Below are 12,882 nucleotides of genomic sequence, written 5' to 3' on the forward strand. Positions count from 1 at the left end.
GCTTCGATTTTAAAAGACCATCCGAAAGTATTTTCTCAGTTTTTTATTTAATGCACTAAACAAAAAAGAAATCTAATACTTACAACTATATACATTAGCTTTTGAAACTTTAAAATATCATCCCTGATTTTTATTGTTAACGGTTTCTTAATGTTTAAGATTTATACTGTTCTGCTTCTGGATATTTGTGATTAAAAATTATAATTAAGAGATAGTGACGCCGTTCTGCCGCTCCATGCCTTAAATACAACCTGATCTATATCTTCATCGTATTTATCTGTTGCGTGAGCGCCAAGGCTGTAACGATCCCTTGGGTTCGAACCGTACGGTACCTCTTCGATATGCGAGTAACTATTGGTATTGTTGTAGGTTTCAATACCGGCATCAAACATATTTTTTAGGCTGAATTTCAATTCAAGATTTCTTTCCTTAAAAAATTTATAACTAACCTGAGCATCGGTTACGGCATATGGCATTCTTATTTCTTCTGACTCGTAGGCATATCCTACCAGAATATACTGATCTCCAATAGCGTTGTGTCTAAGACTAAATCCAAATCGTTCGCCTACATAGTCTAATCCCAGGTTATAGGTATAAGGTGATTGTCCGTATAATGGCCTGTTGGCTTCATATAAACCGCCTGTTCCGTCCAGGTTTACATACGACGTTACTTTTGTATCATTGAAAGCTGCATTACCGTAAACGAATATATTTTTAAGAGCTTCTCCTTCTCCCAGAAAAGACAAGCTTTTGTAAAACTCCATTTCAACTCCCCACAATTTGGCATTATTTGAGTTAAGATTGTAGATGTTCCTGATTTTTGAAGGCGTATAATTACCCACAGCTTCAATAGGATTGTCTATATTTTTATGATAAACCCCAAAAGATAAAATTTCTCCGCCTGACGGAAACCATTCCATTTTAAAGTCATAATTATCAGCAATACTGGAAATCATTCCGTTTGAATAGTTATAAATTTTTGCTGAGCGAATCGGGTCAAAATAAGGGATACTTACACGTTCAGCAAATTGAGGTCTTAACACAGATCTGTTGTATCCTAAACGAAGGTTCATTTTATTTGTTGGACTAAAAATAAAACTGGCAGAAGGTAAAAATTGCCATTTTTTATCATCTTTCTGATCTGTTATAAAATCACTTGCAGATTCAGCCTGACTTGCAATCTGAGTATAGATATAACTCTCTGCACGTACGCCCCAAACCAATCTGAATAAATTATTTATTTTGTTGTCTAACATTAAATAAGGAGAATGTATTTTGACATCACCTTCGTATTTATCGCCAAAACGTCCGTAATTTTTCCAGCCAAAACCACCATAATAATATTTAGAACCGTCGAGTAATTCAGAAAGTGGTCCATATATATCTGCACGATCCACATTAGTCCCCTGCCCTACAACAACCAATGCATTTGATACCTGCTGGTTTGTCGCTTTTTTATAGGTACCAAAATAACCTGCCTTAATAGTATTGGTGAAAGTGTCGCTAAAGTCGAAAGGATAATTTAAGTTAACAGCCCAGTTGTAATCATTTTCATCATTAGTATAATTGTCCCTGCTAAACGGGAATTTGCTGGTACTGTTATAAACCTGATGATAAAGCAATTCGTCATCACCTACTTTTTTTCTGTAGGTATCAATAAAAGTAGCATCTTTTGTGTCTTTTGTAATATTGCCATAAGCAGCATACCAATCGAGTTTTAATTTGCCAAATTCATGATTTCCTTCGAGTTTACTCTGAATAAAAGTTTGATATACAGGGTAATTTGTTTCAGATGTATAAGGAAGTGCTGTACCATTTACAATTTCTTCAACTCCCACATTGTCCCTCCATCCGGTTATTTGAGTAAGTTGATTATTATAAATATGCATTGCGGTATTACGCATGGTAATTTTATTGCTGCCTAACTGAATCGCAGTATTAAACATTCCGCCCAAAGTACTGTTATACGAATAATTGGCACCACTGTTTCTAAATCCGAATTTCTCGAAAACGGAATATTCCCTGCCTTCTTCTCCTTCCTGACCAAATTGAGAGTTGCTCATAAAGTTTCCTCTTTCGGTATGTTCGATTTCTAATTTTTCCTGTGTATTTTTAAAAATCAGAGACCCTACAAATCCCCACTTATTATTATCTTTTAACTGATAAGAACGTCCTATAGCAAACTGAAGCGTAGTTCCCGGTGCTGCATAAGTTTTATAGGTAGAAAAATTATCTTGTGTAAATCGTTTCGATTGTTCGATAAAAGGACCGGACTGCGCTTCGCTTGTTGGCACATCCAGAGAAGCCAGATTGGATGGATAATCACGTCTTCCGTCATCAAAACCCCAATAATCATAATCTCCTTCTTGCTTGGTAAGTCTTTCTTTAAAAACACTTCGGCTATTATAAGAAGTACTTACAGAAACACTTGTAAAATCTTCTTTAGGAATATCTTTTGTTTTTATCTCTACAAATCCTCCTGCAAAATTGGCATACATATCCGGAGTAGCTGTTTTACTAACTACAATACTTTCTACCATTGCCGTTGGGATAATATCAAAAGAAAAGTTTTGTTGGTAAGCATCTGTACTTGGCAGCGTAATACCATCCATTACAGCCTGGTTCCATCGTTCTCCCATCGAGCGAACCACAACATATTTGTTGTCAATTGTTGTTACACCTGTGATACGTTTAAGCGAACTTGCCACATCTTTGTCCGGCGTTCTGGCAATTTGCTCTGCCGAAATACCATCAGAAAACTGCGCTGCTTTTTTCTGTTGCAGCAACATTCCCTGTACTGATGCAGTTGCTTGTTTGTAATTTTGAACAATTACTACTTCTTTCAGCGATTCCGCATCCTCTTTTAAAGAAACTACTAATGGAGTTTCTATACCTTCCAGAACTTTAACTCCCGTAATTTTTTGTGTTTGAAAAGAGATTACACTAATCTCAACCGTATAGTCGCCCGGTTCTAATTCAAGAACATAATTACCATCGATGTCAGATTGAGTTCCCAAACCCAGTTCAGCTACTTTTATATTGGCGCCGGGTAACGAAAGTCCGTTGATATCTACAACTTTACCAGTAATTTTTCCTTTCTTTTTTTTTTTGCCGGAATCCTTACTGTTTACGGCTATATTATTCTCGTTTCTTCTAAAATTTAAGTTGGTTTGATTTTGTAAATCATTTAAAATTTCATCTATCGAAACATTATCTTTTTTAAGTGTAATTAATGGCAGGCTCAAATCCAGATCTTTTTGATAAACAAATTGATAAGGTGTACGGGATTTTAAGTTATCGATGATTTTTTGTGGTGACGAATTTTTAAAATCAACCGATACCGTTCCGGTTTGAGAATAGATAGTATTTATTCCGCAGAAAAAGCCAAAAAATAAAATCCAAAAGGCAAATTGCCTCGAAAAGTCATTGTTCATAATTGATGATTGTTAGTTTATTTGAATTATTTTAATCGTATTAATTTGGGTCAATATCGTTCTGTAAATGCTACAGTTATCCTGTCGCCTAACAAGCAGGTATTTCCTGCCTGATTAAGCCACAATCGTTTTTCTAAAATTTAGTATTGTTTATTTGCTGATCAAATAGGTATTATTGCCTGTAGATCTTATTTTGATTTCAAGCGCAAATGCAATAGTCTGAAGCATCTCATATAAACCTTGTCTGGTATCAAGCGTTCCTTGTATCGTCAGGTTTTTTAGATCTTTATTAAGATAACTAACCTCAAACTGATGATCTGTCTTTAGTTTGTCCAGAACTTCCTCCAGTGTTAATCCGTCGACATAAATCAGGACCTTTTTCCATTCAGGCTCTAATACAGTTGTTTTTTGTTTTGATAACGTCGACGTTTTTGCGCCGTAAACTGCTTTGTAACCTCTCTCCAGCAAAACCATGTTCTGTACGGTTTCAACCCGTACTTTACCGGTTCTTACATTTACCTCAGGTTTATCGTTATTGTATGCATTTATATTAAAAGATGTTCCTAAAACAGTTGTTTTTATGGCACCTGAAGTAATAATAAAAGGTCTCGATGGATCACGTTTTACTTCAAAAAAAGCTTCTCCTTTTAAAGTTACCGTTCTTTCGTGTTTTAAAAAGGTAACAGGATATTCAATTTCAGAATTCTCATTCAGCCAAACCCGTGTTCCGTCTGATAAACATAAAAGCCGGATATCATTATCGAAGGTTTTTGTTGCTATGATTTCAATTTGATTCTTATTTTTATTAAGCTGAGTAAAAATCTGATAACTTGTAATCGAAAAAATAAATACAATACAGGCAACCGCTGTCCAATTATAAAAACTTTTATACTTATCAATGGTAACATTTCGTATGTTGTTCCACATACGTGATTTAGTTTCATCCGGAAGAATTCCTCTGTTAGGTATTGCATTCCATTCTTCTTTTAATTTTCTGGATCCCATTTACAATTGACATTTAATATTTAAAACTCAGGTAAAATCTATCGATTCAACTACATTAGATTTTCAGTCTGTCAAATATCATGGGGCAACATTACTATTAACGTTTTCTTAATGTAAATGCACATTATGCCTGCCTTGATTTTTAAGTACAATAAGCTGTTACACTACATAAAATAGCGCAAACAGAGAGTTGATATAAAACATAAAAATTAAGGCGGAATTACGATACTAACTCTGACTGGCTAATAAAAAATAAGGCAAACCAATAGAGTTCATGGTTTTTTACAGCATTCTTTTTAAGAAATTGCAATGTCTTCGAGATTTGGTTCGCTACCGCACTTTGCGACATATCCATTTCGGCTGCGATTTCTTTGTAGCTTCGGTCTTCAAATTTATGAAGGCTGAATATTTTTCTTCTTTTTGCAGGTATTTTATTTAAGAGATATTCTATTTGCTCTAATTTTGCAGTGATATCTTCTTCTGTTTCTGATACCGTATCAAGTTCCTTAATGAGCTGATCGTTTTCTACAGAAAATATCTTATTTTGTTTTTTATACCATTTTGAAATTTCCTGTTTTGAACTTTTAAACAAAATTGCTTCTATATCTACTCCCGGATCTAATTTTGTTCTGTATTTCCAGAGATGAATAAATACATTTTGTGTTACATCTTCAGCATCTGCAAGTTGAGATGTATATTTTTTAACAAAACAAAAAACTTTAAAATGATACAAATCATAGATTTCTTTAAAGCTGGAATCATCTCCTGCACGTAAGCAAATTAGCAAATTAGAACTCATAATATACTTTTAAATTGTTAAAGAAGACCCTTACAAAAGTATAACAAACCTCTTTTGATATTTTTGCGAAATGGTCATTTAATAATTTATTAATATTGCGCTATTTTTATGAATTCATTAATGCTGAACCACTACTTCTATAGATTGATTTCGTTTTTTTTCAAATTAATATCTTCATTATTAAAGAAAAGTAAATTTTATTTGAATTTGTAATAGGTGATATTCAAAAAAAAATAATTAAATTTAAATCCCCTAAATTTCTTTTAATTTCATAAACAAAAATTCTAACCGTCTAAATTTTAGAATATGAAATGGTTTAACGACTTGGGAATAAAACTTAAGAATATCTTTTTTAAATCAAATTCCAAACAGGAATTAATAAATTTAAAAAGAGGGAAAGAACTCTATTTGTCCAATAAATTTAGTGAAGCTTTATTATATTTTGATCATTCAGTTAATTCCGGATTCGATTTAAAAGTTTTTAAATTAAGAGCAAAATGTCTGCAAAAATTAAATAAGCATTCTCAGGCAATCGAAGATTTTGATAAATTGATTGAAGATAATCCGTTAGAGTTTTCAAATTATTACAGACGTGCTATTTCAAAAAATGCCATATTTGATTTAAAAGGTCAAATTGAAGATCTTCATACTTGTATCTACTATTACAAGAAAAATAAAAATATTGAAAATAATATTTTAAAAAATCTCGAAACAGATTTAATTGACGCCGGAAATTATATCGAAAAAATAAAAAATTCTGTTACTTCAATTCATAATGTCCCCTATTTTGAAATAAAAAATCTGGTCAATGAATCTCTGAATCAAATCAAAAAAATAAAACTTCAAAATAATAAATTTAAGAAGTTAGAAAATAAAGAAACCCACTGGAAAAACCCCAATTCAAAATTGATTATAACAAAAGCCTGACTTTGCAGTCGGGCTTTTTTATGCACAATATACAGATGGATCTAAAGCTGTAATATACATTCATCTCCATTTTTCTTCCTTCCAGTTCAGAAAAGCACACAAGCGGTTAACTATAATTTAATTTATTGGTAACATATCCTTCTTCGCTTATTGATTTGTGTTATAACTTGTTTATTCACGCAACAAAGCTGCAATATATACTCAATTTGCAGTATCGATTTTATTGACTTTAGCCATAACAAATAATCTTAATCCTGTTAACTTTTTGTTAACGGTATTATAATACCTATAAGATAGTACGATTTCTCTTTTAAGGTACTTATAACCAGTAAGAATTATAATTCAAAAACCAACTGATTTGTCCATTTAAGAAAAAAGTTTTTCTGCTGATAATTACTTGAAATGAATATAAATAGGTTATAAACAATTAAAACTAGAATTATGAAAAAACAGAATCGAAAAAAGGTATTAAGCAAAGTCTTAATTATGATGTTATCCGTTATTACATTTTCCTGTCAGGATACCACATTAGAGGAAGCAGAAACTGCACCTGTGGCAGAAGTACAGCAAAATTTTAAAAAAGTAAGTATTGCCGCAAGTTCTGATTTGGCAAGAAGATGGGCGCCTATTCATTATAAAGATGTAGATGCTACGGGAACTTATGCCGAAGGAGGAAAATCAGATTACCTTACTGCAATTAATTACGACAATGACTGGAATGGCGAAAACAACTGGAACAATCTACCTGCTTATGCAAATTCTTTAGCGGCACATTGCTACTATTCGATAGTCGAATCGAATACACATTGGTTTATTACTTATGCTTTTTTCTCTCCAAGAGATTGGACAGATAACCCGCTTTTGTACCAATTAGACCAGCATGAAAATGATTTAGAAGGGGTATTAATGATTGTAGAAAAAGACGGATCTGTTTATGGTGCCTTAAAAGGAGCTGTTACAGTAAGCCACTCAGACTTTTTTTCGTATGTACCATCCGGGAGTTCTTTTGTAAGCGGATTGGAAAGTATTGATGGAACATTACAAATGAGAGACTATAACGGAGAATTGCATCCGGTTACCGCACAAGATGCTAAGGGACACAGTCTTAAAGCATGGCCTCAGCACGATATAGATGGAGACGGAATTATCTATTACCCATCAGCAAGCGGAGTGGCACAAATACCAGCTGATAATTATGATAACTATGTAGAATACAAACTTGTGAATATTTTTGAAACCGGAGGATTGTGGGATCAGCGATTTAACACCCAATTATTTTCCAGCCCGGCGGGAGGATTTACAGGAAATGATTTTAAAACTGGCGGAGCCAATGCTCCGTGGGCATGGAATGATGGAAATGATGCAATCGTACAAGGCGGGGAATTTGCAACGGATCCTGCAAAACTAGCTGATAATTATTTTGATGGCGTTGGTAACTTTTCACGTACTTATACTGATAATAAATACAATGCTTCAGCCGGAGGTATTGTAACGGTTTACCAAAATTGTAATTATACCGGTTATGCAATCGCTTTGCCTGCCGGTAATTATACCCTGGCACAGCTAAAATCATATGGCATTGTAAATGATGATTTATCTTCTGTACGCCTGGAAAACGGATACAAGATTACCATGTATCAAAACGATAATTTTGGCGGAGAATCTGTTGTAATAACAGGAAATAACAGTTGCTTGGGAAGTTTTAATGATAAAGCCAGTTCTGTAAAAATTACTGCGATATAAACCGCTTACTAAGTATTTGGATATGCAAACGCGAATAAAGAAAAAAGCTTCTTTACATTCTTGCTTGCATATCCAATTTTTATTTTGATAATAATTGAAGCCTGTCAATTCCCGTTATGCGGCTTTTACCTTTGGAAACAACTTTATGATTAGTCCTTTAAGGCGTTGTTGATAATCTTCAATCAGCCATTTTTTGTAGTTGGTGCTGGCATTTTCCAGACATTTTACGTACTGTTTAACCCTCCATTCAATTTCAGGCTGTAATGCATCGGCCAATAACAAAGCTTCTGATACCGTTAGCGCATTATCAAGACACATTTTTGCCTGCTGTCTTATAGACTGCTGAATAACCGTTTTAGGCTTTTTATCAGTATGAAGCACTTCCTGATAATGTTCTTCAATATCAAAAGTCATTTCCAGTGTATTAGGAAACTGAGCTCTGAGTTCTGCCGAAAATCCATGAGATTGTACAGCCGATGTGCCGCCTCCCTGATAATGAAGCTGTTTAGCAAAGACATCAGGATGGTCAAAAACATTTTGCCAGTCAACTGGTTCTTCCCATTTACCAAATCGCTGGATATTATTGCCAAGATCGATAATCTCAAAAGTTTTTTTAGAAGGCAGGCTCCTTGCGCCTCTTCCTATCATTTGGTGGTATAATGTTATCGAAGTTGTAACACGGTTTAGTATAACATTCTGAACTGATGGCTCATCGAATCCGGTAGTCAAAATAGAAACCGAAGTCAAAACGGCGTCTTTTGTTTTTTTAAACCATTTTAGAATTTCCTTCCTTTCCTGCTCAGAACATTTATTATCGAGATGTTTAATCAAAATACCGGCATCCGTAAAGGTTTCATACACTTTTTGCGAAGCCGCAATTCCGTTATTAAATATCAGTGTCTTTTTTCCCGCAGCACGTTCTTTATAAGCTTTTAATAATAGTTCCTGCATGACCGGAGAACTGTAAAGATCATTAGATGAACTAACCGTATAATCGCCATGCAATCCGGTTTTCAGCGAATTCAGTTCTACTTCATAAACATAGGATGTGGGTTTCGCCAGAAAACCTTTCTCAATAAGGCTAGAAATATTCTCACCTGAAATTAGTGACTTATAATGACTATTCATAGGTTTGGTAATATCAGAGCTAAAAGGTGTTGCAGTAACCCCAATCACAAAAGCCTTCTTAAAGCTCCCCATTAATTTCCTGAAAGAATTATGATGGGCTTCATCTACAATGACAAGACCAACATCTGCGGTTTTTATTTTTTTCGACTTTATCCTGTTACGCAGTGTTTCTACCATAGCAACATAGCAGTCGCAGTTTGCTTTAAGATTACCACTTGTACTATTTATAATACGGTTTTCAACTCCCATTTTTTTCAGCGTTTTAGAAGTCTGTGTACATAATTCCCTGCGATGGGTCAGGATCATAACCTTTTTATTAAAGCGCTCCATGAATTGTCTGGCAATTTCTGAAAACACAACTGTTTTTCCTCCGCCTGTAGGCAGTTGATATAAGAGCTTCAAATTTGAAGCATTTTCCAGCTGGTCCAGTATATTATTAATATCCGTTTGCTGATAAGCATATAATGCCTGAACAGGTTTTGTAGTCGTTTTCATCTTGTATCTGATTTTGTTTATGCCATTTGTTTTTGTTACGTTTTTAATCATTGACAAGCAGAAATTATCGATTCAATTTTCCTGTCATTAATTATAATTAAAATTATTATATAGAAATCAGAGTTGCTTTACAGTTTTGCATTGCTTTATTATATTATCCTCACTGTAATAAAGAAATAAAGTGGCAAGAGAAACAGTTCGTGAGACAACATTAAACTTTAGGTTGATATATAATAATGTAGTGAAGATGAGAATTTAACAATCCTTCGCTAAAATTGTATAAAATCAGCTGTAGGCATATAATGTACTTTTAAATTATATTCTATTTGAAAAAATAGATCATTAGTACACTATTAATTTAAACCTATTTTTATGAAATCTGACAATTACTTTTTTGGGTCTGAGGAATCTGCAGGCGATATGACATATTATGAAGAACAACTATTATTAAATTACGATGATTATCTGGACAATGCTTTTGAAGCAGAATTAACAGCCAGCAATCATTACAACCTTGAACTTGGAGACCTGGAAGAGGATCTTGAAGATGATATGCATTCTGAATACGACGAAAATGATTGGGAAGAACTGGATTCAGAGAATGATCCCGAAGGAGAATATGATAAAACCGAAGAACAGCCGGGAACTTTTTTAATGTAAAATTTAATCCGGATTTACAATACTATAAAAAGCCGATGAGAGATTCATCGGCTTTTGTATGAACAATAAATAATACATGAGAATTATAAAACATTAAACTAAAATTATGTAAGAAATATTAAAATCATAATATTTATTTTTCTTTCTTATATTTTTTTCAAACCAACCCATATATGACAAAACTTTACTTAACTATTTCTTCATTAATTTTCGGTTTACTTATACATTTCAGTAAAGGCTTTGCCTTTTATAATTAAACCCAAAAAGATAATGATATACAAAAACATACTTCAAATCGACGATGATATCGACGATTGTGAATTTTTTATGGAAGCCGTTCAGGAAATTTCAGGCGCTGCTTATACTGGCATGCAGAATCCTGTTGAGGCTTTACGCAAATTAATTGGAAAACAAATTCAGCCGGATGTTATTTTTCTGGACCTGAATATGCCGGTAATGTCCGGATTTGAATTCTTAACTGAAATAAAAAAACAGGATATCATCAAAAATATTCCCATCATAATATTTTCTACTTCTCAATTGAATGAAGTAATATTAAAAGCAAAAAATTACGGTGCCAACGAATATATTTCGAAACCAAGCGATTTTAATGAATTAAAAAAAATTCTTAGTTATTATATCATATAATACATGTCTATACCTAATCCTATATCTGCGCTATTTTTTAAATGTCTTCTTTTTTTTGCTATTTTTATTATTGAATTAAGGTTCAACTTCATTTTATTTTAAGAGGAAGACAATGAAACTATCGACTCAAATATTGTGGGCATTCACTCTTGTAATTTTACTTTCTATTGCAGATTCGTATACCAATTACAATATGTCGAAAAAAGTACAGCTTAATTCGCAATTTCTCTCCAGATCTGAAGCTATAATTAGAAATTCAAACAAAACGCACAGAGCAATTCTTGAAATGCAAAGTGCCGTACGCGGATATTTCCTTACTAACGACACTACGTTTTTAGATGAATATTATCAGGGCATTAAAACAGTACCAATTTTTTTTGCAGAACAACAAATCCTTGTCGGACAAAATAATTCACAACGGTCCATACTCGATTCTATAAGCGTCCTTCACACACAATGGCTTACTTATTCTTCTCAATTAATTGAGGCAAGAACCCATAACGCTAAATCGTACGAGACCCTTTTTGAAACCGGATTAAAAAAACATTATGGTAAAAATATAAACGATAATATTACTCAAAAGTTTAAAAAGTTTGACAAAATAGAATACAAAACCCGAAAATATCACAGCGATATGTTACTGCATTCGTTAGAAAAAACCAGAATATTTTCATTGATATTTCTATCGTTAACTGTCTTTTTAGGCTTTTGCAGTATCATTTATATTATCATTATGATTACCAACCGAATCAACTCTATGGTTCAGGTGGCAGACACGATCTCAAAAGGAAAATTCACGGTTATAGAAGATTACAGAAACGATGAGTTAAGCGCCCTGGCCGCATCATTGAATATTATGTCTCGAAGGCTTGAAAAAAATATTCACGAACTCGAAAACAAAAATGAGGAACTCAACAAATTTGCTTACGTAGTTTCTCACGATCTTAAAGCTCCTTTGCGTGGTATTTACAACGTTATTACCTGGATCGAAGAGGATTTTTCGCAAGAGGTTTCTCTTAATCTAAAAAATTATCTGGACATAATCCCTAAAAGAACCCAGCGTATGGAAGCGCTGATTAATGGTTTGCTGGATTATGCGCGTATCAATCGTAAAACTCCTTCTGAACTGGTAAATATCAATACGCTGGTTGCTGATATTACCCAATTGATCGTACCAAGAACGTTCATACTTACTATTGATCAGCTTCCTGAGCTTTATACAGAACGTCTTAAACTCGAACAATTATTCTCTAACCTGATTAGCAATGCTGTTAAATATGCGAAACCGGAAAACGCCCGCATCGAAATAAGATGCAAAAAAGTGGGCAGCTTTTACGAGTTTTCAATAAAAGACAATGGTATTGGCATTGATCAGGAATACCATCAAAAAATATTTGAAATTTTCCAGACCCTAAGAGAGAAAAATGAAGTAGAAAGTACCGGCGTGGGATTGGCAATAGTTAAAAAAATTATTGATGAACAGGGAGAAAACATCTATGTTGAATCAAAACTAGGCGAAGGCACCGAATTTACCTTTACATGGCGAAATAATAAATAATATGAGAACACCTAACATTTTACTAATTGAAGATGATGAACTGGACACTATTTCTGTAGAACGTTCCTTAAAAAAATTAGAAATCACCTATATTCTTCACACGGCATACAATGGGCTTGAAGCGCTTAATTTATTGCGGGATAAAAATAAACCCCTCGTTCCGGACGTTATTCTTTTAGATATTAATATGCCCAGAATGAACGGAATAGAATTTCTTAAAATTCTAAGATCAGATGAAAACCTAAAACATCTGAAAGTTTTTATTATGACCACTTCATCTGAAAGCAATGACAGGGTAATCGCAGAAGAATTGGGTATTTCAGGATATATCATTAAACCCTTAAATTATACTGATAATACGAAAAGACCTGATTCAATGGATGCCTTCGTGCAGTTTCACCTTCGGAAAATTTTAATAAATGCCGATCTCTAAATCTTAAAAAATATTTTACCAATAGCATACCAAAACCCAAAATCAAAAACTT

General features: G+C 33.5%; 10 protein-coding genes. 6 read left to right on the forward strand and 4 right to left on the reverse strand.

Annotated features, from left to right (window positions below):
* Positions 1-191: 191 nt before the first annotated feature.
* The 3 genes from RC62_RS03425 to RC62_RS03435 all read right to left on the reverse strand — a co-directional run bounded on the left by RC62_RS03425 (position 192) and on the right by RC62_RS03435 (position 5,238).
* Entirely contained in the window at positions 192-3,434 is a 3,243-nt protein-coding gene (locus RC62_RS03425; protein WP_055092629.1) for a TonB-dependent receptor, read from the reverse strand.
* Positions 3,435-3,584: 150 nt separating this feature from the next.
* Positions 3,585-4,439 carry a FecR family protein gene (locus tag RC62_RS03430; RefSeq protein WP_055092631.1) on the reverse strand — a complete coding sequence of 285 codons (855 nt, stop codon included), beginning with the start codon at positions 4,437-4,439 and terminating at the stop codon, positions 3,585-3,587.
* Between the two features lie 220 nt (positions 4,440-4,659).
* Positions 4,660-5,238: an RNA polymerase sigma factor gene (locus RC62_RS03435; protein ID WP_055092633.1), complete on the reverse strand. Its 579-nt coding sequence runs from the start codon at positions 5,236-5,238 to the stop codon at positions 4,660-4,662.
* A 306-nt stretch (positions 5,239-5,544) separates the two neighbouring features.
* On the opposite strand from RC62_RS03435, the gene RC62_RS03440 reads away from it, so the two are divergent.
* The gene (locus tag RC62_RS03440) at positions 5,545-6,165 is read left to right on the forward strand and encodes a hypothetical protein (RefSeq protein WP_055092635.1); all 621 of its coding nucleotides are present in this window, start codon (positions 5,545-5,547) and stop codon (positions 6,163-6,165) included.
* Between the two features lie 441 nt (positions 6,166-6,606).
* Positions 6,607-7,908, forward strand: a complete 1,302-nt coding sequence (locus RC62_RS03445; protein ID WP_055092637.1) for a hypothetical protein — start codon at positions 6,607-6,609, stop codon at positions 7,906-7,908.
* Between the two features lie 114 nt (positions 7,909-8,022).
* Here the strand turns inward: RC62_RS03445 and RC62_RS03450 are convergent, their stop codons facing one another.
* Positions 8,023-9,531, reverse strand: coding sequence for a DEAD/DEAH box helicase (locus tag RC62_RS03450; protein WP_055092951.1), 1,509 nt, complete (start codon positions 9,529-9,531; stop codon positions 8,023-8,025).
* 372 nt (positions 9,532-9,903) lie between these two features.
* Here RC62_RS03450 and RC62_RS03455 point away from each other — a divergent pair, with 372 nt between their 5' ends.
* From RC62_RS03455 to RC62_RS03470, 4 genes are all read left to right on the forward strand, one after another.
* The gene (locus tag RC62_RS03455) at positions 9,904-10,191 is read left to right on the forward strand and encodes a hypothetical protein (protein WP_055092639.1); all 288 of its coding nucleotides are present in this window, start codon (positions 9,904-9,906) and stop codon (positions 10,189-10,191) included.
* 270 nt (positions 10,192-10,461) lie between these two features.
* Positions 10,462-10,839 carry a response regulator gene (locus RC62_RS03460; protein WP_055092641.1) on the forward strand — a complete coding sequence of 126 codons (378 nt, stop codon included), beginning with the start codon at positions 10,462-10,464 and terminating at the stop codon, positions 10,837-10,839.
* Between the two features lie 112 nt (positions 10,840-10,951).
* Complete coding sequence (locus RC62_RS03465) at positions 10,952-12,397, forward strand: ATP-binding protein (protein WP_082421203.1); 1,446 nt, start codon at positions 10,952-10,954, stop codon at positions 12,395-12,397.
* Position 12,398: 1 nt separating this feature from the next.
* The gene (locus RC62_RS03470) at positions 12,399-12,830 is read left to right on the forward strand and encodes a response regulator (RefSeq protein ID WP_082421204.1); all 432 of its coding nucleotides are present in this window, start codon (positions 12,399-12,401) and stop codon (positions 12,828-12,830) included.
* The last annotated feature ends 52 nt before the right edge of the window (positions 12,831-12,882 follow it).

Origin of the sequence: Flavobacterium aquidurense (assembly GCF_001404985.1) — a bacterium.
GTDB lineage: Bacteria > Bacteroidota > Bacteroidia > Flavobacteriales > Flavobacteriaceae > Flavobacterium > Flavobacterium aquidurense_B.

What these genes read in the sequence shown, in the direction of transcription:
- RC62_RS03470 (WP_082421204.1), top strand. Translation starts at nt 12,399, where the DNA reads ATGAGAACACCTAACATTTTACTAATTGAAGATGATGAACTGGACACT.
- RC62_RS03430 (WP_055092631.1), bottom strand. Translation starts at nt 4,439, where the DNA reads ATGGGATCCAGAAAATTAAAAGAAGAATGGAATGCAATACCTAACAGA.
- RC62_RS03455 (WP_055092639.1), top strand. Translation starts at nt 9,904, where the DNA reads ATGAAATCTGACAATTACTTTTTTGGGTCTGAGGAATCTGCAGGCGAT.
- RC62_RS03460 (WP_055092641.1), top strand. Translation starts at nt 10,462, where the DNA reads ATGATATACAAAAACATACTTCAAATCGACGATGATATCGACGATTGT.
- RC62_RS03465 (WP_082421203.1), top strand. Translation starts at nt 10,952, where the DNA reads ATGAAACTATCGACTCAAATATTGTGGGCATTCACTCTTGTAATTTTA.
- RC62_RS03450 (WP_055092951.1), bottom strand. Translation starts at nt 9,531, where the DNA reads ATGAAAACGACTACAAAACCTGTTCAGGCATTATATGCTTATCAGCAA.
- RC62_RS03435 (WP_055092633.1), bottom strand. Translation starts at nt 5,238, where the DNA reads ATGAGTTCTAATTTGCTAATTTGCTTACGTGCAGGAGATGATTCCAGC.
- RC62_RS03445 (WP_055092637.1), top strand. Translation starts at nt 6,607, where the DNA reads ATGAAAAAACAGAATCGAAAAAAGGTATTAAGCAAAGTCTTAATTATG.
- RC62_RS03440 (WP_055092635.1), top strand. Translation starts at nt 5,545, where the DNA reads ATGAAATGGTTTAACGACTTGGGAATAAAACTTAAGAATATCTTTTTT.
- RC62_RS03425 (WP_055092629.1), bottom strand. Translation starts at nt 3,434, where the DNA reads ATGAACAATGACTTTTCGAGGCAATTTGCCTTTTGGATTTTATTTTTT.